The organism is Orenia metallireducens (genome assembly GCF_003001995.1).
In the GTDB taxonomy this organism is placed as follows: Bacteria; Bacillota; Halanaerobiia; order Halobacteroidales; family Halobacteroidaceae; genus Orenia; species Orenia metallireducens_B.
This window is the reverse complement of the sequence record NZ_PVNB01000027.1, coordinates 17,238-39,806: the sequence shown is the minus strand read 5'-3', so window position 1 is coordinate 39,806 and position 22,569 is coordinate 17,238. Positions and strand designations below refer to the sequence as shown.

General features: G+C 31.5%; 19 protein-coding genes. 9 read left to right on the top strand and 10 right to left on the bottom strand.

From position 1 onward, the window contains the following. Positions 1 to 50: 50 nt before the first annotated feature. On the top strand, positions 51 to 812 hold the full coding sequence (locus tag BX659_RS15255; RefSeq protein WP_097019138.1) for a MurR/RpiR family transcriptional regulator: 762 nt from the start codon (positions 51 to 53) through the stop codon (positions 810 to 812). 124 nt (positions 813 to 936) lie between these two features. Here the strand turns inward: BX659_RS15255 and BX659_RS15250 are convergent, their stop codons facing one another. The 4 genes from BX659_RS15250 to BX659_RS15235 form a co-directional block, all read right to left on the bottom strand. Further along, positions 937 to 2,262 carry a 6-phospho-alpha-glucosidase gene (locus tag BX659_RS15250; RefSeq protein ID WP_097019137.1) on the bottom strand — a complete coding sequence of 442 codons (1,326 nt, stop codon included), beginning with the start codon at positions 2,260 to 2,262 and terminating at the stop codon, positions 937 to 939. Between the two features lie 112 nt (positions 2,263 to 2,374). Then, positions 2,375 to 2,866, bottom strand: coding sequence for a PTS sugar transporter subunit IIA (locus BX659_RS15245; protein WP_097019136.1), 492 nt, complete (start codon positions 2,864 to 2,866; stop codon positions 2,375 to 2,377). 108 nt (positions 2,867 to 2,974) lie between these two features. Continuing rightward, positions 2,975 to 4,309, bottom strand: a complete 1,335-nt coding sequence (locus BX659_RS15240) for a 6-phospho-alpha-glucosidase (RefSeq protein WP_097019135.1) — start codon at positions 4,307 to 4,309, stop codon at positions 2,975 to 2,977. 215 nt (positions 4,310 to 4,524) lie between these two features. Then, entirely contained in the window at positions 4,525 to 6,117 is a 1,593-nt protein-coding gene (locus BX659_RS15235; RefSeq protein ID WP_097019134.1) for an alpha-glucoside-specific PTS transporter subunit IIBC, read from the bottom strand. 531 nt (positions 6,118 to 6,648) lie between these two features. Between BX659_RS15235 and BX659_RS15230 the strand changes: the two genes are divergently transcribed. From BX659_RS15230 to BX659_RS19320, 6 genes are all read left to right on the top strand, one after another. Beyond that, entirely contained in the window at positions 6,649 to 7,893 is a 1,245-nt protein-coding gene (locus BX659_RS15230) for a replication initiation protein (RefSeq protein ID WP_172431981.1), read from the top strand. Between the two features lie 475 nt (positions 7,894 to 8,368). After that, entirely contained in the window at positions 8,369 to 8,953 is a 585-nt protein-coding gene (locus tag BX659_RS15225) for a tyrosine-type recombinase/integrase (protein ID WP_097019132.1), read from the top strand. Positions 8,954 to 9,519: 566 nt separating this feature from the next. Further along, the gene (locus BX659_RS15220; RefSeq protein WP_097019131.1) at positions 9,520 to 9,699 is read left to right on the top strand and encodes an aspartyl-phosphate phosphatase Spo0E family protein; all 180 of its coding nucleotides are present in this window, start codon (positions 9,520 to 9,522) and stop codon (positions 9,697 to 9,699) included. A gap of 64 nt (positions 9,700 to 9,763) precedes the next feature. Continuing rightward, the gene (locus BX659_RS15215; protein ID WP_097019130.1) at positions 9,764 to 10,558 is read left to right on the top strand and encodes an HD-GYP domain-containing protein; all 795 of its coding nucleotides are present in this window, start codon (positions 9,764 to 9,766) and stop codon (positions 10,556 to 10,558) included. A 287-nt stretch (positions 10,559 to 10,845) separates the two neighbouring features. Further along, positions 10,846 to 12,735, top strand: a complete 1,890-nt coding sequence (locus BX659_RS15210; RefSeq protein ID WP_097019129.1) for a methyl-accepting chemotaxis protein — start codon at positions 10,846 to 10,848, stop codon at positions 12,733 to 12,735. A 172-nt stretch (positions 12,736 to 12,907) separates the two neighbouring features. Next, the gene (locus BX659_RS19320) at positions 12,908 to 14,269 is read left to right on the top strand and encodes an HD-GYP domain-containing protein (protein WP_216358841.1); all 1,362 of its coding nucleotides are present in this window, start codon (positions 12,908 to 12,910) and stop codon (positions 14,267 to 14,269) included. Positions 14,270 to 14,328: 59 nt separating this feature from the next. On the opposite strand, the gene BX659_RS15200 is transcribed toward BX659_RS19320, so the two are convergent. Then, a complete protein-coding gene (locus BX659_RS15200) occupies positions 14,329 to 15,225 on the bottom strand; it encodes a tyrosine-type recombinase/integrase (RefSeq protein WP_097019128.1) in 897 nt (298 codons plus the stop codon). Positions 15,226 to 15,739: 514 nt separating this feature from the next. Between BX659_RS15200 and BX659_RS15195 the strand changes: the two genes are divergently transcribed. After that, entirely contained in the window at positions 15,740 to 16,492 is a 753-nt protein-coding gene (locus BX659_RS15195) for a ParA family protein (protein ID WP_097019127.1), read from the top strand. Beyond that, positions 16,485 to 17,156, top strand: coding sequence for a hypothetical protein (locus BX659_RS15190; RefSeq protein ID WP_097019126.1), 672 nt, complete (start codon positions 16,485 to 16,487; stop codon positions 17,154 to 17,156). Before BX659_RS15195 ends, BX659_RS15190 begins: the two co-directional genes overlap by 8 nt. A gap of 154 nt (positions 17,157 to 17,310) precedes the next feature. Here the strand turns inward: BX659_RS15190 and BX659_RS15185 are convergent, their stop codons facing one another. The 5 genes from BX659_RS15185 to BX659_RS15165 all read right to left on the bottom strand — a co-directional run bounded on the left by BX659_RS15185 (position 17,311) and on the right by BX659_RS15165 (position 22,558). Continuing rightward, on the bottom strand, positions 17,311 to 18,507 hold the full coding sequence (locus BX659_RS15185; protein WP_097019125.1) for a TrmH family RNA methyltransferase: 1,197 nt from the start codon (positions 18,505 to 18,507) through the stop codon (positions 17,311 to 17,313). Between the two features lie 55 nt (positions 18,508 to 18,562). Further along, positions 18,563 to 18,970 carry a YjdF family protein gene (locus tag BX659_RS15180; protein WP_097019124.1) on the bottom strand — a complete coding sequence of 136 codons (408 nt, stop codon included), beginning with the start codon at positions 18,968 to 18,970 and terminating at the stop codon, positions 18,563 to 18,565. Positions 18,971 to 19,372: 402 nt separating this feature from the next. Beyond that, positions 19,373 to 20,545: a U32 family peptidase gene (locus tag BX659_RS15175; protein ID WP_097019123.1), complete on the bottom strand. Its 1,173-nt coding sequence runs from the start codon at positions 20,543 to 20,545 to the stop codon at positions 19,373 to 19,375. A gap of 18 nt (positions 20,546 to 20,563) precedes the next feature. Beyond that, the gene (locus tag BX659_RS15170; RefSeq protein WP_097019122.1) at positions 20,564 to 21,364 is read right to left on the bottom strand and encodes a class I SAM-dependent methyltransferase; all 801 of its coding nucleotides are present in this window, start codon (positions 21,362 to 21,364) and stop codon (positions 20,564 to 20,566) included. Positions 21,365 to 21,379: 15 nt separating this feature from the next. Continuing rightward, positions 21,380 to 22,558 carry a 3-dehydroquinate synthase II gene (locus BX659_RS15165; RefSeq protein WP_097019121.1) on the bottom strand — a complete coding sequence of 393 codons (1,179 nt, stop codon included), beginning with the start codon at positions 22,556 to 22,558 and terminating at the stop codon, positions 21,380 to 21,382. Between the last annotated feature and the right edge of the window lie 11 nt (positions 22,559 to 22,569).

Here is a 22,569-nt window from a genome sequence, read left to right as displayed (position 1 = left end):
GCAAAGGTTCAGTTAATTTAGATTAAGTAATAACAAGGGAGGAAGCAATTATGAGATTACAGGAAATTATTAATGATAATTATAATAGGTTAAGTGAGAATGATCTATACATTCTAAAATATATCTTAAATCATAAAAAGGAGTGTTGTAATCTAGGAATCAATGAACTTGCTAAAAAATGTAATATCTCTAGAACAACTATCTTTCGCTTAGCAAAAAAGTTAGGATTTAAGGGCTATAGTGAGTTTAAATTTCATCTAAAATGGGAAGAGGATCAGGTTAATCAAGAAGAAAAAGATTATATTGAAAGTCTTTATAAAGATATCAATGAAACTATTAAATTGACTAAAGAGAAGGATTTTGAAGATATTTGCAGATTAATTTATAATGCTGAGCGGGTTTTTGTCTATGGAACAGGGACAGCCCAGCTAACCGTTGCTGGAGAGCTAAAACGAACCTTCTTAGTAGCACATAAGTATTTTCATGTGATTGAAGGGTATACTGAGTTTGAAGTAATTACCCCAAGTATCACTAAAGATGATGTTGTGATCTTTATCTCCTTATCTGGGAATACGACCTCTTTTCAAAGCTGTATCAATGAAGTTTCAATGAAAGGGATTAATTCTATTTCCATTACAAACCTCAGTAATAATCAACTATCTAGAATGGTATCCCATAACCTATATGTAACAACCACACCAATGAACTATAAAAATGGCGAGAACTACTCCTTTTCAATGTTCTTTATCCTAATTGAGACCTTATTTAGATATTATATTAAGTATCAAGAAGAGCAAGGATCTAAAGTTTAAGTATAAGCATATAGGCTGTAGACTTAAAAATACTATTATCTCAATGTTTATAGTAAAATAAAGGGAATTTATAAACTATCAACAGCAGAGAAGCTTCTCTGCTGTTGATAGTTTAAGGAATTACTTAGTTTAGTTCTGGCCAATAGTCTTTGTTTGCTTCAATTAAGTCATCTAAGATGTCTTTAGCAACCTTGGCACTTGGTACTGTTTTAGATAGGGTGATTGCTTGCCATAACTTCTGATAAGACCCTTCTGCCCATGCTTCTACTACTAACTTCTCTACAGCTACCTGCTGTTCCATCAATCCTTTTTGGAAGCGAGGAATTTTTCCTATTGATAATGGTTCTGGTCCATTACTACCGACAATACAAGGAATCTCTACCATTGCTGTTGGCTCAAAGTTCTCAATTGCTCCCTTATTTTCTACTATCAATAACATTCTCTCATGGGTATTATAAGCAATTGCTCTAGCCAAATCGACGATGTAAGAGGCATGTTCATCAATATGCAGTTTAGAACCTTTAGTAGATTGCTGCTTAATTATCTTTTCAGCTTCACCAAAGACAAACTTCTCTCGTCCATCCATGACCTCATTGGCACGGGTATACTCTTTATTAGAATGTTCTACCACATAATCTGGGAAGAGATAATATTTTAAATAGGTATTTGGTAAAGTGGTAGGATCTACTGCATAGACATCTTTAGCTTTATGGAAGGTATCATTCCAGCTTTGATCTACATGCTGGCCCTCATCTGTAGCGGCAACATAACCATATTTGGCCACATGCTCTTTAATCTGAGGCATTAAATCATTACCTGCTTTATCGGTAATACTTGACCACCAACCAAAGTGATTTAGTCCATAGTAAGTAACATTCATCTCTTTACGTGACTCTAAGCCTACAATTTGAGCCATTCTCTCTTCAATTCCTACTGGCATATCACAGATATTTAATATCTTGGAATCTGGACGTAATTTCCGAGTGGCTTCTGCTACAATAGCTGCTGGGTTAGAGTAATTTAACATCCAAGCATCTGGTGAATATTTTTCCATATAATCGATAATTTCTAAAATGCCTCCAATTGACCGCATTCCATAGGCAATGCCACCTGGTCCACAGGTCTCTTGACCTAGTACATTATATCTTAATGGTATCTTTTCATCTAACTCACGCATTGCATATTTACCAACTCTAATATGAGCCATCACAAAATCTACATCTGTGAAAGCTTCTTTAGGATCTACAGTAGCTAAAAACTCTATTTCTGGTGCCTGCTCTTTTAAAATAATTTCACAAGCTTTAGCAATAATCTCTTGACGCTTTTTATCATTATCATAGAATTTAATCTGACGGATTGGAAATTTATCTAAATTATCTAATAACATCAATACAATCCCTGGAGTAAAGGTACTTCCTCCACCTGCAATCACTACAGAAAATTTCTTCATAATTATCTCCTCCTTGATTCCTTAAGTTTGAGTATAAAATTGAGACTAAGTATAAGTAGAATATTAAACTAATTTTTTTACTGAAGCTTAAATTTAATCTTAGACTATATAGCTATACTAATTCACACTTTAACACTAACTCTTTACAATTAATCTCTGAGTTAGCAACTTTGCAAAATTTCTTAATCTTCTCTTGATAATTGGTCACTACTATAGGGGTAATAATCTCTTTATTATTATCTTCTATAAAGTCGATATCAAAGTTAAGTAGCTGATCTCCTACCTCCACTGAGTCACCAACTTTGACTAAAACCTCAAAGCCCTCTCCCTCTAGCTCAACGGTCTCTAGACCGACATGAATTAGTAGTTCTAGCCCATCCACAGTTTCAATGCCAATAGCATGTTTAGTAGGAAGCACCTGTTTGATTTTACCTTTGACTGGAGAGATTAATTTACCATCATTAGGTATTACGGCAAATCCATCCCCTACCATCTTTTGAGAAAATACTGGGTCAGGCACCTCGGACAGATCTATTAGATCTCCATTTAAAGGTGAGAATATCTCTACAATCTTTGGTTGAGATTTGAATAACTTCTTAAACATCTTTCTTACCTCCTTATATTTAGCTTGAGTTTGAGACTAAGTTTAAGTTAGACATTAGGAGTAATTGATTTTAGGTGACTTAGTCTTAGCCTCAAACTTAATAGTTCTTTAACTCAATTTTGGCCAATAGTCTTTATTTGCCTCAATTAAATCATCTAAGATGTCTTTAGCAACCTTGGCACTTGACACTGTTTTAGATAAAGTAATTGCCTGCCACATTTTTTGATAGCTTCCTTCAATCCAGGCTTCTACTGTAAGTTTTTCTACAGCTACCTGCTGTTCCATCAATCCTTTTTGGAAGCGGGGAATTGCTCCTTGCACAATTTTTTCATAACCATTACTGCCAACAACACAAGGGATCTCTACCATAGCAGAAGGGTCAAAGTTCTCTATTGCTCCTTCATTTGGCACAATCAACAGGAAGCGTTCTTGAGTATTTTTAGCAATAGCACAAGCTAGATCTACAATATAGCTGGCATGTACATCAGGTTCAAAGCCACATTCTTTACTGGTACCTTTCTCAATAATCTCTTTACAAGCTCCAAATACTTGTTTTTCTCTTCCATCCATCACTTCATTAGCACGGGTATATTCTGGGTTAGAATGCTCCACCACGTAATCTGGGAATAAATAATATTTTAAATAGGTGTTTGGAATTGTAGTTGGATCGACTGCATAAACATCTCTTACCTTTTGGAAGGTTTCCAACCAGCTTTGGTCTACATGCTGATCTGTTTTAGCGATAGCATCTGCAAATCCATTGGCTGCTACATGTTCTTTAATCTCTGGCATCAAGTCTTTTCCGTCTTTATCATAAATCTCTGACCACCAGCCGAAGTGATTTAATCCATAGTAAGATACCTGCATCTCTTTTCTAGACTTTAATCCACACATATCTGCCATCTTCTCTTCTAAATCGATTGGCATATCACAAATATTTAAAATCTTAGAGTCTGGTCTTAGTCTTCTAGTAGCTTCTGCTACTATTGCTGCAGGATTAGAATAATTGAGCATCCATGCATTTGGTGAATATTCTTCCATATAGTTAAGTATCTCAATTACTCCTCCAATTGACCGCATCCCATAAGCTAATCCTCCAGGCCCACAGGTTTCCTGTCCTACTACTCCATATTTTAAAGGGATCTTTTCATCTAGTTCACGCATTGCATATTTTCCTACACGAATATGAGCCAATACAAAATCAACATCACTAAAGGCTCTTTGAGGATCAGTGGTATAAGTAAATTCAATTTCAGGTGCATGCTCTTTTAAATAAATTTCACAGGCTTTTGCTACTATCTTCTGTCTTTTAGCATCATTATCATAAAATTTAATAGAGCGAATTGGAAATCTATCTAAATTATCTAGTAACATCAATACAATCCCTGGAGTAAAGGTACTTCCTCCACCAGCAATCACTACAGAAAATTTCTTCATAATTATCTCCCCCTTGACTTATATTGCTTATTTACAACTTCCTTTTTATTGGTACCAATAAAAAGGAAGTTGCTTTATTTAAAGATTATATCTTAAGTAAAAAGTCTTATTTTGTTATTAACTTATAATTTTATAAACTTATAAACTTATAATCTTATGGTCTTACTTAACTTATAAACTTATAATCTTATAAACTTATAATTTCATTGACTTAACCTAATTTAAGCACTTATAGTTGGGTCATTAAGTAAATTTTCTAAATCATCTCTTACCTGTGGGACAGATAATCCAACGATTACTTGAATTGCCGTCCCATTTCGAACTACTCCATGAGCCCCTGCTGCTTTAAAGACACTATCAGCTAATAATTTATCACCATCTTTGACAGAGACACGAAGGCGAGTTGCACAGTTGGTTACATCTACTATATTCTCACTTCCACCTAAGGCTTCTAAAAAGGCCATTGCTTGATTATTTTGTGAGGAGCTATTACTTTGAACTATTGCTCCCTTTTTATTCTTATAATCTGCTTTGGTATAGAGCTTGGTCTCTTCACCTTCTACTTCACGACCAGGGGTGGCAAAGTTAAACTTCAAAATCGCATAACGAAAGACGAAGAAATAGATTGCTGTAAAAGAAAAACCGATGATAATTTGGGCTATATAAGTACCTGCATGGTATTTAAATAATGGAAGCCAGTTTTGGGCTGCCCATTCAATTAATCCACCACCAAAATTTCCTACTACTCCAAAAGCAAATTCTGTAGCTGCTAAGGTTGCTGCTAACACTGCATGGAGAGCAAATAATGCTGGTGCGATAAATAAAAAGGTAAATTCAAGGGGTTCTGTAATTCCTGCTACCATAGCTGTTAAAGTAGCTGGAATCAGTAACCCAGCAGTAATCTTCTTCTTGTCAGGTCTGGCAGTAACATACATAGCTAAAGCAATACCTAAACAACCAAAAATTTTGCTGTGTCCATGTAGTGCAAATCCACCAGCAGGGAACATCTCTTTTAAGGAGTGAGCAGTAGTGGCAAACTCAGATAAATGTTGTGGCCAATAAGCAGCAATTCCATTTTCTACTACTGCTGGTCCAAAAATAAAGGGTCCATAGACAAAGTGATGTAAGCCTGTTGGAATCAAAATCCGCTCTAAAAAGGTATATAACCAGACTCCAATAACACCTGAACTAGTTAAAAGTACTTGCAAAGATGCTATTGCCCCTTGGACTTTTGGCCAAATAAAACAGGTTGCTAAGGCTACAGGAAGCATCACGAAAAATCCAATCATTACAACAAAGGAAGAGCCTTGAAAGATTCCCAAATAATCAGGTAACCGCTTTTCAAAGAACTGATTATGGAGATAAACGACAATACCTGCTATTAAGATGGCTCCAATCATTCCAGTATCAAGGGTTTTTATCCCTGCAATCATCGTTAAACCACTTGTTCCACCAACATTGGCACTAAAGTCTACGCCAAAGCTTGGTCCCCAAAGTGTTAGCATTGCACTGACAAAGTAATTGAAGGTTAGATAGGTTACTAAAGCCTCCAAACAGGCACGAGCTGATGCTTTCTTAGATAATGCAATCGGTAATCCTACTACAAACAAGAGAGGTAGCTGGCGAAATACCGTCCAAGCTCCTTCTTGAACGATAAACCAGAACTTATACCAGATTCCATTTGGATTGGCGATAGAACCTATGATATCTTGATTCATAAAGAGAATACTTAGCCCAACTGTGATTCCTGCAAAAGCAAATAACAAGACTGGTACAAACATGGCAGCTCCAAAGCGTTGGATTTTTTCCTTCATATATATCATCGCTCCTTATTTAATTTTCAAAGTTTTACGAAAGTACTTTCGTTAGTCTTATATTAGCAAATCAAATTATTATTTACAATAGCTCTAGCTTACTTAGTTCCTAATCACTGCTATTGTACATTTTCACAAAAAGTGTGAATTTTCACAGTAACCATTTTACAAGGGTTTACAGATAAAATTGGGATAGATAGTGGTTTATGAAAGTAAAGAATAGGAGTAAAAAAGCTGACTAATAATTTTAATTGCAAATATAATAATTAATGTTCAAGATTAGCTGGAGGAAGCTATTGTTGTATATCTTTAATATCTTATAAATCTTTAGGATTGGACAAACCCTATTGTAGCAAGGGTTTATAGAGAAATAAAGGGAGATTTTGCGATATTAAAGGGAGTAATTGCGTTGGTAAGGGGAGATATTGCGTCGATAAAAGGAGTTTTTGCGGAAATAAAAGGAGATGTATCTGGATTAACTCCTTTAATTAGGCTATAATAAAAGGAGCACTCCACGAAAGGATGATTAGCTTGAAAAAAGAAGTAATTGTGAGAAAACCAAATCAACTAATAAGTATTTTACCTAAAGAAAGTATTAGTTTAATCCAACAAAAATCTTATAATGTTTTTCTAAGAAATGCTCAAAATAAGGTTAAATATACAGAAGAAGAGATTAAAGAAGATAAGAGGTATATCTTTGAAATTTCTTGTAAAGAATTAGAGAAAAAAGCTGGTCTAAATAAGAAGAATTATGATTATATAGAAGTGGAACTAGAGAAGTTAATGTCAATAGTAATTAAGGTAGTAGATAAGGAGAATAAAGATAACTGGAAGTTGTTCCATTTGATAGATGAGGTTGATAGAGAAAATAATATGTTTAGATATGTCTTAAACCCTTTAATTGTTCAAGCACTAAAAGAACAGACTTATTTTACTAAATTAGATTTATTGGAGATTGCAAAGCTAGATAGTAAGTATTCAGTAATATTATATGAACTTGCTATTAGATATTGCAATAAAAGAAGACCTGAAATAAAGATACCAAAGATGAGTATTGAGGAATTTAGAAGAAAAACTAATACTGAAGATAAATATTCTGCTATAAAAGATTTAAGAAAATATGTTTTGGATAAGGCTTGTGAAGAAATAAGTAAAAAGACAGATATAAAATTAAACTATAGCACAGAAAAGGTAGGTAGGAGAATAGCTTATATTAATTTTAAAACAGAGAGAAAAGAACTTTCAAAGAAAACAATAGAAACTAAAGTAATTAAAAATGTTGAAGAATATTCACCACAAGTCTTAGAGCTATTTCAGTTACTGCCTAGCTTAGAACAGATAGAAACTAATAAAAGAGAGTTGGCTCAGCTCTTAAAAGGGCATAGCTTGAGATATTTGAAGGCTGATATTGACTATGCTAAACAGGCTCAGCCTGATAATTTTATGGGCTTTTTAAAGGCTTCCTGTGAAAGTGGACATTACTCTAGTGCTAAGCTGGAAAAACAAGAGCGTAAAGAAGAGTTGGCAAGACAAGGGGAGGAAGAAAAGCAGAAAAAGCAAGAGTTAGAGAAAAAAATCAAACAGAAGGCTCATCAGAAGGCTAAGGAGAAGTACGAGAAACTATCTGAAAAGGAGATAGCAAGTTATGCAAAGGGTTATGAAAGTCTACCGAAGATGTTAAAGGAGAAGGTTTCTAAGAAGGAGTTTGTACTGGGAGCAGTTGAGGAGGAGGTTAAGCAGGAGTTAAGGGAGTTATTATTACTAATTGAGGATTGAGAATGGAAAAAGGAGAATTAAAGAACTTAAGATTAAGAGTAGGAATAGAATCTAGATATAATACAGAACTATCCCCCTTACCACCTTTACTAGCATAATATCCGAGAGGTTTTAGAGGGGATACTGCTATATTTTTTGATATTGATGGAGTTATGATTATTGTTTTTAATATGATATAATAAATCTACCGTATTATTAAAAGAGTAGATGAACTTAACTAGGAAAAAAGACCGTATATAGTATGAGTAATTCAAGATTAGCTTGATATGGGGATTGTGATGGCATATAACTCTACTGTCTTCACAACTCCCCTTTGCTTTATAATTAAGATTATAATTGACATTTTTCTATGATAAACTAAAATAGATTCAAAGAATTAATTTGTTATAATGAGATTTAATTAAATTTTTATTAATTAAGTTAACATATATAAAGATAATTATAGTTACATTAATTTTAAGAGAGGGAGATTTTAATGGGAAATAGAGTGGAACCAATTAGAAGTAAGGAGAAGATTAGAGAGATTAAACAGTTGTTAAAAAGTGAGAATAGATGGCGTGATTATGTTTTATTTGTCTGTGGAATTAATTTTGGGTTGAGAATAGGTGATTTATTAAGAATTAAGATAAAGGACATAATAGATTTTGATGATAGTATTAGAACTAATTTTGAGATTATTGAAGAGAAGACTGAGAAGAGAAATATAATAAAGATCAATCAAGAAGCAAGAAAGGCTATTGAACTACTGTTAGATAAGACTATAATAGGTAATAATAAAGAGAATTATCTGATTTATAATCTTAGAGATTATAAAAGATCAATTAGTCGAGTACAGGCTTATAATTTAGTACAAAATTGGTGTAGACGAGTGGGAATTGTTGATCTAGCAATCGGAACCCATACTTTAAGAAAGACCTGGGGCTATCATGCACATCAAGCAGGGATTAGTATTGAAGTAATTCAACTTAAATATAAGCATGCTTCTACAGCTACTACTAGACATTATTTAGGGATAGAGCAAAAAGATGTTGATCAAGCCTATGATCAAGTTAATTTATAGTAAAATATAATAATTCAAATGATTTTACTTAACAAAAGATAAGTTTTGTTAAGTCTTTTTTATTTATTTGTATAAAAGCTTATTTTTTGTTATTTATGTTATATTATCTTATTAATATATGATAACATAATATCACTATTTTTTCAACTATTCTATATTATGGTTAAACGAGCTATAATTATCTAATATTATTTTATAATATCATTATCTTTAGTCTAATTAAAAGAAATAAATGTATTTTTGTAGAAAATTAAGTATTTTTTTGGTTAAAATTAACTTTAACAAAACTTATCTTATGTTAAAAAAACTAGCATTAAATTATGCAAATTGGAATAAATATAAAAATTTAAGGTGAGTTTAATAATAAATACCAATTCAATTGAAAATGACAATCAATAAAATTGAAATTTCTTACTACCAAACAAATTTAAACAGCTCCCCTTTACCTTTAAGTCCTCCCATTTTTTATTCTTCTTAAGTTATTCCTCTTTTGATCCCCTCTTTTGCTTGCAATAATTCCTTACTTCTATTTAGAAGAGGATATTATTTTTCATTTTTTAATTTTATTGATCAGTAAAGGAGTGATCTTTATAAATAAGCTTAACGACATAGAAGAATTAAGAAGTAGAATGATTCAAATATTGAAAAAAGAAGATTATAATTTTTTAGATAATGCTATTCAAGAGATTAGTAGAAAATTAGATAAGTTAATCATTAAAGAGATGTCTAAAAATAGGAAAAGTTAGTTGTCTTTAGACAGACTAATCTGCTTTAAAAGCTATAATTAAGATGATAAGGTAGGTGAGGGCAATGTCAGTAAAATACAAAGATGATTTAAAAGATAAGCTCAGACTACATTTAGATAATTTAAAACAGGCTTTAAAAGGTACTAATCAGGAATATAATAAGAGTCAAATCTTTCAATTGGGAATTGATAAGAAAGAGTTGAGGGGAACTACCTTAGAAAAAAGGATACATAATTATAATAAAATTAGTCAACAGGTTGAAAATTTGATAGATGATTTTGGTAACCATAATGAGTTAGAGATTAAGTTTAAAGACAGGATAGTCTTGATTACTAGCATAGGTTTAGAGCTGTATGATGATTATACCAGAAGTCATTCAGAAAATGTTGCAAAACTAGCTAAAAAAATTGCTATAGAACTAGGTTTATCCCAACAGGATTTAGCTAAAACTTATTATGCAGGTCTGCTCCATGATATTGGAAAGATATTGATACCAAATGAGATATTAAATAAACCTGATAGATTGACAGATAGAGAGTATCAGATTATTAAAAAACATCCTGTATTAGGTTATAGAATTTCAAATAAGTATCCAGAATTAAAAGAGATTGCAAGACTTATACTTTATCATCATGAAAGATGGAATGGAAAAGGATACCCACAAGGTTTAGTAGGTGATGAAATCCCTTTAATTTCTCAGGTATTGGCTGTAGCAGATGCTTGGGATGCAATGACCTCTAAACGACCTTACCATAATCCTTTATCTAAAGAGCTAGCTCTTAAAGAGATTAAAGATAATCGGGGAAGTCAATTTGCACCTAAGGTAGTCGATACTTTTTTAATGATATTTTGTAGCTAATAATTCTTCTAATTAATTAGTAATAATAAGAGAGTATAATTGGAGATTTTTAAGCTTAGATGATTAATTTATTTAAGCAGCTTGGTCTTGATAGGCTAGGCTATTTTTTATTATAGTTTAATCAAAAAAGATATTAATAGAAAAAAACAACAGAGAAAAGGTGGATTTATGCTATCAATCTTATTAAAATAAGAAGATTATCTTATTAGGTAGTTAGGTACTTATGTTTGTATTTATATATTTGCAGTGATTATATATCACAAAAAATAATAAAGGAGAATTTTATCATGTTGTTTAGTAAAAATGATGAGAGAAAAGAGGTTCTATTTAAAAACAGTTTAACTACTAGAGTCAATGGTATTATTATTGTGTTTTTGATTTTTGCTATGTCTATTTTAGGAATGATAATTAATAGATCAGTCTCACAAGAGATAACTCATTTAGCAAAAACAAGAAATTTAGAAGTGGCTAAAAAATTACACAGTGGATTTAATGAGTATCTAATAGGAATAGAGAATATAATCCGCTTAACCAATAATGATCCCCTACTTAATAGTAATAATAAAAATATAATGAAAAAGAGGTTTGAAGAGATAAAAAAGAGTCATCCTGATTTTCTGCTTGTTTATTTAGGTACTGAAGATGGAGAGACTACCTCTTATCCTGAGGTTGATTTCACCAACTTTGATCCTAGGACAAGACCTTGGTATCAAAGAGTTAAGGCTGAAAAAGGTTTAATCTGGACTGATATTTACTTAGATATCAATACTAAGAAGCCCTTAATTACTGTAGCAATTCCCCATTATAATCAAGCAGGTGAATTTATAGGAGTTTTAGCAATTGACTTAAGCTTAGAAAAATTAAGTGCTAGAATAGCTAAAGAGAAAATAGGTGACAGCGGCTATGCTTATATGATAAATCAAGATGGAATAATGTTAGCTCATCCTAAATATGAATTGGTTGAAAAAGGTTATGACTTAAATAGATATTTTAAAGTTAAACCTCTATGGGAGCAAGAAATAGGGTCTATAGAGTATAAAGATGTAGATACTAAAGAAGAGAAATTAGCCTCATATGTTAAGTTAGATAAGATAGACTCACTTATCTTTGCTCAACAGCCCTTTGCTGAAGTTTACGCTGCTAGAAAGGATGTAAAACATAAAATCACTATATTTAGTATTGGTGTAGTAATTACCTTAGGTATTATAATTTATTTCATCATCCATAAACTACTGCTAAGACCTATTAAAGAGTTAATTGAAAAGATCAAAAGAGTGGCTAGTGGTAATTTAACTGAAAAGATTGTGATCCATAGAAAAGATGAGATTGGTCTACTAGAGAAAAATTTTAATTATATGAAGGACAACTTAAAGAAACTGATAGTTGATTTAATTGATTCAATTGAGAATTTATCGGCTTATAGTGAAGAATTATCTGCTAGTGCCCAAGAAGGGAATGCTACTGTAGATATTACTACACAATTAATTGAACAGATGTCTGCTAGTATTGAACAGATTTCAGTTAGTACTGAAGAAGTAACTAGCTTTGCAGAAGAGTCCCATGCTCAAACCAATATAGGTAGAGATAAGATTAAAAGTACAGTTAATAGCATCAATGAAATTAATAGTGTAGTAAAAAAGACCGTAAATGTAATGAATAAGTTAGATAGTAATTCAGAAGAGATAGGAAAGATTATAGGATTAATTACTAATATAGCAGAACAGACTAATCTATTGGCTTTAAATGCAGCCATAGAGGCTGCTAGGGCTGGTGAACATGGTCGAGGATTTGCAGTAGTAGCAGAGGAGATTAGAAGCCTTGCTGAAGAAACCTCTCAAGCAACTGATAATATCAGTAATTTAGTTAAAGAGACTCAAAAACAGAGCAAGGATGGTATTAAGTCAATTAAAGAAGTAGAAATTAAAGCAAAAGAGGGAAAACAGATAGTAAAAGAGACCGATGCAGTCTTTAAGGAGATAGAAGAATCTAGTGAACAGACCTCAGCATACATTCAGCAAACAGCTACTTCTACTCAAAATTTAGCTCATAATAGTTCTGAGATAATGGAAGCTGCTAATGATATGGGGAATATGTCTGATGAGGTGACTAATTCTTCTTTAGAGTTGGCAACAATGGCACAGAAATTACAGAGGATCATTGAAGAGTTTAAGGTTTAAGCTAGTAGTATTGTTAAAATTACTTAGTTATAGTAATAAGCACTCGTAGCAATCATTATTACCTGCTGAAAGTGCTATCTTCCTAGGTATAATTAGTAATAGTTGCTATTATTAAAAAATAAAAGGTTTTTTTGTAGAATTATAGAATTTGTTTATTACATCAAGAGAGGAGATGAGTAGAATCAAAGCAGAGAAAAGAATTATTAGTCTATATGTTATTATGAGTTTTTTGTGGATATTATTATCAGACAAATTAGTCAATTGGCTATTCTCTGATGCTGAGTTAATTAATTATATTCAACATATTAAAGGCTCTTTATTTATAATAATTTCAGCCTTAATTTTTTATAAGATAATTATTGAAGAGATGGATAAACTACGAGAGGCTAAGGAGATAATTAAAGAGAAATATGAAGAGGTTGAAGCCTATAATGAAGAATTAATGGCTTTAAATGAAGAGCTAGAGTCTGTTTATGGCAATGAGCATAGATTAAATAATAGATTAGAAAGAATAATAGATTTGGTTTCAAATATCACTGAACAAAAAATTGAAACTAAGGATGATTTTTTATCATATTTATTTAAGACTATTAGTGAATTGATTCCAGAAATTGATTCAGCTTTACTTTTGGAGAGTAAAGATAATCAACTCTGCTTAGTAGATAAGCTAGGTACTAAATTTGAAGAACTAGAAGAGATTACTATTGATCAGCAAGGCTTAAACTTTAATAATAAGATAATTAAATCTACGCAGACTAAAAAAATATTAACTGAAAAGATCAATCAAGCAGAAGTTAGAGATTTAATTTTAGATAGTAATGATCAACTAATTCTAAATATATCTTTTAAAGATAACACTATTGCTTTGATTATTTTAACTGTCAATCAGAAGAAGTTTAACCTTCAAGATGAACAGATACTGATCTCCTTGATTAACTTATCAAAGACCTTTTTTAATGTTAAAGAGTATATTCAATTAGAAATAGATTTTGAGAAGGAGATTATCCTCTCTTTTATTAAGATCTTAGAGCTTTATGATAACTATACTGGAAGACATTCTCTAGAGGTAGCAGAATTATCAAAAAAGCTTGCCCAAAAACTCAAGCTATCAGATGAGGTTATCGAACAGACCTATTGGGCAGGGTTGGTCCATGATATTGGCAAAGTAGGTATTCCTAGAAAGGTATTAAATAAGGCAGGAAGATTAAGTGATGAAGAGTATGAACAGATTAAGTTACATCCTTCTTTTAGTTCAATAATGTTATCTAAATCAGAAAAATTAAAGGAGATTTCTAAGTATGTACTTTATCATCATGAACGCTGGGATGGAAAAGGTTACCCTGAGGGGATTAAAGGAGAGCAGATCCCTTTGGTATCACAGATTATCTGTATTGCTGACGCCTGGAATGCAATGACTACTGATCGGATTTATCGAGATAAGCTCCCTAGAGAAGTAGCCCGCCAAGAGATTAAAGATAATAGAGGAAAGCAGTTTGCTCCCCAAATAGTGGATGAATTTTTGGAGATTATCTAAAAGAAGTTAGGACAAGCTATCTAACAGATAACTTTGACTTATAGAAGAGTTCAATATTGTTATAGTGATAAGCCCCTAGCTGAGCTATCCTCAGGTCGAACATGAGAATAACGATTGGTAGTAGCAATTGAAGCATGTCCGAGAGTATCCCTGACTACATGAGGGGCTATCCCTTTGTCCAAGGCATGGGAGGCATGGGCATGGCGTAGCCAATGGGGACTAATTTCTTTATCAATTCCAGCTTTCTTAGCCACTTTTTTCACAACTCGATATACTGCCGAGGGGTCTAGATGTCCGCCTTTTTGACTTTGGAAGATGGGATCCTCTTGATTAGCATCATCCTTTAATTTAATTAGCTCCTCCCAAGTTTTAGCACTCAAAAAGACTGTCCGAGTCTTGCCACCCTTTCCGAAGATATTAAGTACTCCTGCATCCTTATGAGCTTGGGCATCTCTCCATTTTAGAGCAGAGATTTCACTAACCCTTGCTCCCGAGACATACATCAAACGAATCAGAATATAATTTCTTTGTTTGTTAGTATTAGCCAACATTCTAAAGATTTCTTCCTCACTTAAGATCTTCTCACCTAATCTATTCTTGACTTTAGGTGTTTGGATTGGGGCTCCTATATTATATAATAAATATCCTATTTTATTGGCAAAAGAGAATAAGGACTTAATTGCTGATAATTTTCTGGATATTGTGGAAGCAGCCAATTCTTTCTCTGCTAAATAATCAGTAAAAACTTGAATATCCTCTAATCGAGCTTCCTTTAAAGATTCTACCTCAATGTATTCCAAAAATTCAGTGGCATCTCGTCGATATCCCCGTTGAGTATGGACACTTTTTCCATGTAGCCACATCTGGATAATCTTCTCATCTGTCCGACCTTCATTTCTTAAGTGATAATTGTTATCAATTTTATTTATATTATCTATATTTTGGATGAAATTCATCTTTAGCTCCTCCTTAAATTGCTTTTAGAAAAACGCATGATAAGTATCATTATCTTGCGTTTTTTATTATATCTTTTTTTAGTCTTTTTGTCTAATCAAGCTCACTATATCTAAATCGTCTAGCTTAAAAAATATAATTTTATTTTAAAGATGATATTGTTATCTTTATTATAGATCTTATTATGAGTAAATGTTGAAATTTATTGTGATTGATATTATAATTATAATTGTAGAATTGATTTTTTATCTTATTACACTTGTTATTATATAATTTATGTTATTGTTTATTGTGATTATTATTATAAAATAAACATTAAAATTTATTTTAATGTTTATTTAAAAGTTTATGTTATAGTTTGTGTTTAATTGATTATAATATTTATTTTTATTATTATGTTGTTAATTATTGATTATATTATGTTTTAATTTATTGTATAATTTATTTTATATTGATGTTATTATTTATTGTAAAATTTATTTAAATACTGAAATAACAATACATAGGAGGGATTAGATGAAGAAGATAGCCTTATATAATAATAAGGGGGGAGTTGGCAAGTCAACTTTGGCAGTCAATATTGCCCATGCTTTAGCTAAGGTTGATTATAAGGTCTTGTTGATTGATTTAGATTCACAAAATGACTGTTCTTTAATGCTAGGGATTGATAGAAATCAAGAGCGAAAGAGTTTTTATGATCTGATTAATCCCCATTCTACAGCCAAGATAGAGGAGTGTATTATTGAGGCTCGAGAGAATTTGGATTTACTACCTAATAGTAAGTATGAGATTATCGAAAAGGAGTTTAATAATAATGCGATGTTTCTGACTACCTTACTTGATGAGAAGTTAGCAGGCTTAGAGGAGATGGGTTATGACTATGTGATCTTTGATTGCAGTCCTTCTAGGAGTATTATCAATAGTGCAATCTTGTTCTTTATTGATTATATCTTCATCCCTGTACAGCTAGAGATACCTGCTATCGATGGACTAGCTACTATCTTTGACTATTTAGAAGATTTGAGATTGGATTTTGCTAAGATTAAATTGATCATCCCTAATATGTATGATTCTAGAACCAATGAAGGTAAAGAGAATCTGAAGATGTTAGAGGAGAGTTTTGCAGGACAAGAGATAGTAACCAGTCCAGTCTATCGAAGAATCAAGATTACTGAGGCTACTAAGCAGGGTAAAACGATCTTTGAATATGACCAAGAAGCACAAAAACAGCTATATCCTATAATTGAGAGGGTGGTCGAAATTGACTAAGGAGACTGATTTCTTTAATAATTTAAAGAATAAGATGAAAAGTAATGCCGATAAGTTAAAGGAAGAACAGAGTATTAGTAAAGAGAAAGAAGAAGTAGAAAAAGAAGAGATTGAAGAAGTGGCAATTACTAAAGCAGAGAATAAAGTTAGAAATAAGAATGAAAATAAACTAAATAATACTCTAAAAAATAATAAAGATAATAAAGAAAAAAATAATATTAACAATACTAATAATAATACAGTTTACAATAAAGATGAAAATACTATTGAAAAGAATAACAGTATACTAACAGAAAATAGCAATAATGAAGAGATTAGAAGGACCTATTATTTAAGAAAAAGTATCGTCAATGAGATAGATAGCTTTGCTAAAAAGACTGGCAATAATAAGTCTTATCTAGTGGAGTTGGCTTTAACTTATTTTTTAAAGCAACCTGATATTGGAGCAAAACTAGTAAAGGAGGAGACTTCTGCAATAAAGTTTGATCCTACTAAGCTGGTTATCCCTAATCAGAAGGATAAGGAGAAGGTAAGAAGGACCTATTACTTAAAGAAGATGATGATTGAGAAGCTAGATAAGGTGGCAGAGAGGACAGATCAGGACAAGTCTTTTATTGTTGAAGAAGCATTGAAATTTTTATTTGCAAATGCAGAGATCAAGTAGTTAAAGAGATTAGATAATAATTTTTAAGCCAAAATCAAAAATATAAAAAAGCAGAGTTATTCGCAACCTCTAAAAGAGTGGTAAAATAAAGGAGGTGAAAAGAAGATTCTTTTCACCTCCTTTTAATCTATAGCAAAATATCTAAGATTAACTTTTAGGCTTTATATGTGATTATTTGCATACAGTTATGTTGAATCTTTTCTAAATATTTTTTTAATTCCTTCTTCTCTTCTTCAGTAAATCCTTGTAGGATTAGATTTTCTGCCTTTTCATGAACAGGCCATAATTTAGCTAATAGCTCTTCACCTTCCTTAGTTATTGCAATCTCTTCATACTCTTTTTTTATCAAATTATCTTCATATAATGGATTAATAAATTCTTTGAATCTATCTCCGAAATATCCAAATTGTTCCTTAATCTGCTCTTCATTCATCAATGACTTTCTTTTTAATACCATTAAGAATATGATTTGGTCACCACTAAATTCACTTATTTCTTTTAACTTAATATTAAAGGCTTGTCTAATAAGTTTTGAAGTTACATTTATTTCTCTTCCTAAAGTTGAAATGATTTTTTCTGCTAACATTGTTAATACCTCCTTTAATCGTAATTCATAAATACTAATTCCTGTAGCAACTCCTACATTTAATGATTCAACGCCTGTGTACATTGGGATTTGAACAATATGATCAGCTGCCTTTATGACTTCATCTGAAACTCCTAAAGTCTCATTTCCTACTACCAAAGCTATTGGCTTTTTGTCCAAATCAACTGTTGATTGTAATGACTTTCCATGAGGACTTGTGGCAATTATTTGATAGCCCTGTTCTTTAAGATAAGAAACTGCTTGTTCTGGACTACTATATCGCTTAAAATTTACTTTAAATGAAGTACCTCGAGAGGCATCAATTGTTTTGGGAATATAAGGATCAAAATCTGCATTAGTTGTTATAAAATCATTGATTCCATATGCTCTTCCAGTTCTAATAATGGTTCCTATATTTCCATGGTCATTGATATCATCTAATAACAAGACAAATTCACCAAATTCTTCCTTATCAGCTAAAGGTTCAGCCACTCCAACAGCTGGAATCAAATAATTGGTTTCAGTGATCTTTTTTAAAATTCCATTAGAAGTTTGATAAATTGGAGCTGAAAATTGCTCATAATTAGTTGGATCTTCATTCTTACTAATAAAAATACTCTTTATCTCTAGTCCAGCATCTTTAGCCCATTTTATCTGTTCTAAACCCCGCAATTGTATTTTATTTTTAATAATTCTATTTTTAATTTTTGATAACTCCCTTGCTTCTTGAATCAAAGGATCTTTTAGCTTTGTAAGAGTTCTCATATAGATACTTCCTCCATTAACTGTTAGTATTGATTTGAAATTATTATTTAGGCTATTATCTCCCTTTTTTCTTCTGTTTTTTCTTCTCTTGCTTTAATCTAAATTTTCTTTGTTGCATTCTATCTTTTTGTTTCTTTTTATATTGCTTTTTCTTTTTCTTATTCTGCTCTCTTTGCTGTTGTAAGGCTTGTTGAGCCTTAGTACCTACACCCGTTTTATTCATTTTTTTACTTATCTTTCTTTGTAACCTTTTAGGATTAATTTTTTTCTTTTTAACTTTAGTAGTTGGTATAGGTTTAGAAAATTGAAGATCTTCATATTCTTCTAAAATAAAATTATAGATCTCTTCATCTTTAGGTTTAGAGAAGAACAGATTTTTAGCTACTTGATATTTATTATCAACCTTTTGTTCAAATACTCCAACCCAAAAAGACTCTTCATAAAAGACTGTTAAAGTAATCATTATGTATCCTCCCTGTTTACAAAATTACTACAAAGAAAGGACAACCCCAGAGAGGGTAGGTTACTGACATTTAACTTTACAAATTAAATGTGTACGGACTACCAACCATACTGTGTTTTTATCTTTGTAAGTTATAAATTTTAATTAAAGTATAATAGTTACTTAATTATCTTTCATTTAAATTATATCTAATTTATTCTAATAATGTCAAAAATAATGTGGGAAAATGGTAATATTAAGTCATGTAATGGAGAGGTTACAAACTCACATCTTAATTTATAATATCCTCTTTTATAATTAACATCTCTAAAATTGGTTATTACTAATTTTAAATTAGTTCCATAATAAGAAAATCTTGTCTAGTTTTTAATAGACAAGATTTATATAGTAACTTAAATTGTATTAATATAAAATAGACCCTTCAACTAATTCCTTTTTAAGAGATGAAAGACTATTTATAAATAAGTCTATCTTTTCTTGATCTGCAGTGATTACTTTTGATGCTATACTACTACAGTATTTGCAATCATCACAGGATTGGGTTGTACAATTTATCTTTGAAAAATTCTCTAAAAAATTATTGGGGAATTTCTGATTATCTATATGGACTAAATCTGATACGGAATATTTTAAATAACCAAAAAATCTATAAATTTTCTCCTTAATCTCCTCTCCTTGAGAGAATAATTCCTTAAATTCTTCTTCATTGATATCATTAAATTTTTTTCCTCCAGTCTGCCCTAATAGGTGAAATAAATTTCCATTATAGCTTCTATTATGATAAGCTTCAACCCGTTTAGCTAATATATCTGTTTTGGTATTTCTATCTACTATCTTTAGTGCATCTATGCCTAAGTCTTCATAGATTTGTACATCTTCTGGTCTAATGAATCTAACCTTAATTAATTCATTTAAATTCTCTAATTTTATTTTCAAACAATCTGCCACATGGGGAATTGCTGTAAATATACTTGAGCAGTCTTGGGTACTATGTGCAGTACTTAAAATATGGGAATGGGCATTGTGGCAGTAATAGGCACAACCAACATTTGCTATTAAAATTAATTTAGTATCTACAGCCCTTCTAAGGCCTTCTAATAACTTAAAATCTCTATTACTATTCTCACAAATCATGATAGCATCTGCACCTAAATCTTCAAATCTTTTGGCCATAGACACACTTGTTATTCGTTGGAAGGTAGAGATTTTTACTTTTAGATCTGGATAATACCTTTTAATTAGACTAATTAAGGAAGGTAAGGTTACTGTAACAGAATCAACACCTAAATCATGGACCCAGCCAATATAGTCTATAATCTCTTTATGCCCCTCTTTAGTATACTCTTTATTTGAGAGGTAGCCTGAATTTAAAGTGAAGTTAAACTCCCATCCTTTATCATGGACCTTTTTTATATCACTTTTTATCTTCTTCTCACTAGCATTTTTAATAGTAAGTGGAGCCCTTCCCCCTCCAATAGCTCCTGTTGGTAAACCTGCATAAAGGCTATTGACCTCTGGATAATCGATCTTGTCAAGTAATTCTTCATCCCAGTTATATCCTACAGTAAATTTCATTTTTGGCTCCTTTCAATATTAATCCTCTTCTTTTTTCACTAAATTACTTAGTGTTCTAACTCTTACTTCTCCTAAGATTAAAAAGATTTTCCTTTTAAAATATATCTCACCATTTTTTTTATATAAATAGTTAGATATTATAGGGTCTTGTAATCCTTTTTGAATATGATGATTAATCTTTTGAAGGGTCTTAGTATCTTGTTCTGCATGCTCTATATATTTTTTGATGGCTATATCGCGTTCTAAAATCATTTTATTTAATATTTTTAGATTATTTTCTTCATAAAGCTCTAGTAGTTCTTCCTCTTTTAAGCAACGATGATGGCTACAATCAATATATCTTTCTAATTGATCAAAATAATTGCTTACTAAATCATCAGAGTAAGCTACTATGTCTTGAATACCTATTCTAGCATGAACCTTAGAGCAAGCTAACATCTTGTCAAAAATCAGTTTGGGTGATGGAAAATGATGAAATGCCATTCGACAAACAAGCATTGAAAATCTCTCTTTGAAATTAACCTTTTGAAAATCATCACAGATAAAGGTTACATTCTCTAAATTAAACTCTTCTACTTGTTCTTTAGCTAGATTAATTAAGTTATCAGACAAATCAATGCCACATACAGATTTGACCCTTGGTGCTAGAAATAAACAGAAATCACCTGAACCACAAGCTACATCTAATACAGAATCATCTTTAGCTATCTGACAAAATTGAGAATATTTTTTTAAATATTCTTGGTTCTTTGTAACTGACCACTTAGCATACTTTTTAGCTTGTTTATTAAATTGCTGCCTAACTTTTTCACTGTTCATAATTATCTCTCCTAATTATTGTTCAATAATAAGTTCATCAACTTTAACACCAACATGCCTACCTGATTGACTACTATATCCTAAAATCTCATCTCCAGGTTTTAAGTTAGTGATATTAACAGGACTACCTTTAGCATCAAAAATCCTAACATGCCAATCTGCTTGCATAAAGAGATTAACCATCTCATGATTAGGTTTTTCAGCAACAATACAGAGTAATGGTCTTCTTTCAATTTTTATTCTACCAACAGTTCCATATCTGGCTTCTCCTTTAGTATTTACAATTAATAATTGAGCACCTGCTTCTAAATCTGATAGATACCAAGTTCGATTCTCTTTTCCTAGGGCATAGCTATGTAAACTTCCTGCATTTACCCTAAAGGGTCTTGTAGGCATATATGGTAAAGGATGAGTCTCACTACATGCCAATAAACCTCCATTAGAAAATGATCCTAGCAACACACCTTCATCTTTTTCTAATTTGGTAGTAAAATCAATACATGCTCTTTCTCCCATTCCAGCATAAAAGGTTCTTTTTACCCTTAATTTAATTATATTTTGAGTCAATTTTTGATTCATTTTTTTAACATCCTCATAAATATCATAAAGCTGATATAAGTCATTTATTTTTACAATAATTCCATCGGCACCACATTCTAATACCCCAAATACTATTTGACCTTCTTGTCTATCTTTAACCTTCATAACTACTTGGCAATTACTCTTTTGTGCCTCTGCTAATACAATTTCAAGGGGGATTTTAGTATCATCTTTAAATTCAACGATAATAAAGTCTACCCGCTTTACTAATTTATTAGCTAATTCTAAGCTACTTTTATCGACTATATTAATCATTGTACCAAGCTTCTTTTTAACTTCTGCCTTTTGATTTTCATACCACTTACTTTCAATAATAGTAGGCTCTAAAACTATCCTGTCATATTTTAATATTAACTCTGTTATGTTTTCAGGTTTCTCTTTAAGTACAGATACCTTTGTTATATTTGCTGCTAAGTCATCTAATTGTGAATCACTATTAATAACCCCTACCCCTTTTAAATCTTTAAGTGCTTCTAAAGTGCTTTTATATAGTTGATTTTTATTAGATATCCCTCTTAAATCATAAAAGACTGTTTTATCTTTAGTATCCTGTTTATAAGAAGCCTCCTTAACTTTTATAGCTTCAACTCCCATCAAATCCCTCC

Excerpts from the sequence above, each read along its gene's own strand:
- BX659_RS15255 (WP_097019138.1), top strand. The coding sequence starts at position 51 with ATGAGATTACAGGAAATTATTAATGATAATTATAATAGGTTAAGTGAG.
- BX659_RS15250 (WP_097019137.1), bottom strand. The coding sequence starts at position 2,262 with ATGAAGAAATTTTCTGTAGTGATTGCAGGTGGAGGAAGTACCTTTACT.
- BX659_RS15245 (WP_097019136.1), bottom strand. The coding sequence starts at position 2,866 with ATGTTTAAGAAGTTATTCAAATCTCAACCAAAGATTGTAGAGATATTC.
- BX659_RS15235 (WP_097019134.1), bottom strand. The coding sequence starts at position 6,117 with ATGAAGGAAAAAATCCAACGCTTTGGAGCTGCCATGTTTGTACCAGTC.
- BX659_RS15225 (WP_097019132.1), top strand. The coding sequence starts at position 8,369 with ATGGGAAATAGAGTGGAACCAATTAGAAGTAAGGAGAAGATTAGAGAG.
- BX659_RS15215 (WP_097019130.1), top strand. The coding sequence starts at position 9,764 with ATGTCAGTAAAATACAAAGATGATTTAAAAGATAAGCTCAGACTACAT.
- BX659_RS15210 (WP_097019129.1), top strand. The coding sequence starts at position 10,846 with ATGTTGTTTAGTAAAAATGATGAGAGAAAAGAGGTTCTATTTAAAAAC.
- BX659_RS19320 (WP_216358841.1), top strand. The coding sequence starts at position 12,908 with ATGAGTAGAATCAAAGCAGAGAAAAGAATTATTAGTCTATATGTTATT.
- BX659_RS15200 (WP_097019128.1), bottom strand. The coding sequence starts at position 15,225 with ATGAATTTCATCCAAAATATAGATAATATAAATAAAATTGATAACAAT.
- BX659_RS15195 (WP_097019127.1), top strand. The coding sequence starts at position 15,740 with ATGAAGAAGATAGCCTTATATAATAATAAGGGGGGAGTTGGCAAGTCA.
- BX659_RS15185 (WP_097019125.1), bottom strand. The coding sequence starts at position 18,507 with ATGAGAACTCTTACAAAGCTAAAAGATCCTTTGATTCAAGAAGCAAGG.
- BX659_RS15180 (WP_097019124.1), bottom strand. The coding sequence starts at position 18,970 with ATGATTACTTTAACAGTCTTTTATGAAGAGTCTTTTTGGGTTGGAGTA.
- BX659_RS15175 (WP_097019123.1), bottom strand. The coding sequence starts at position 20,545 with ATGAAATTTACTGTAGGATATAACTGGGATGAAGAATTACTTGACAAG.
- BX659_RS15170 (WP_097019122.1), bottom strand. The coding sequence starts at position 21,364 with ATGAACAGTGAAAAAGTTAGGCAGCAATTTAATAAACAAGCTAAAAAG.
- BX659_RS15165 (WP_097019121.1), bottom strand. The coding sequence starts at position 22,558 with ATGGGAGTTGAAGCTATAAAAGTTAAGGAGGCTTCTTATAAACAGGAT.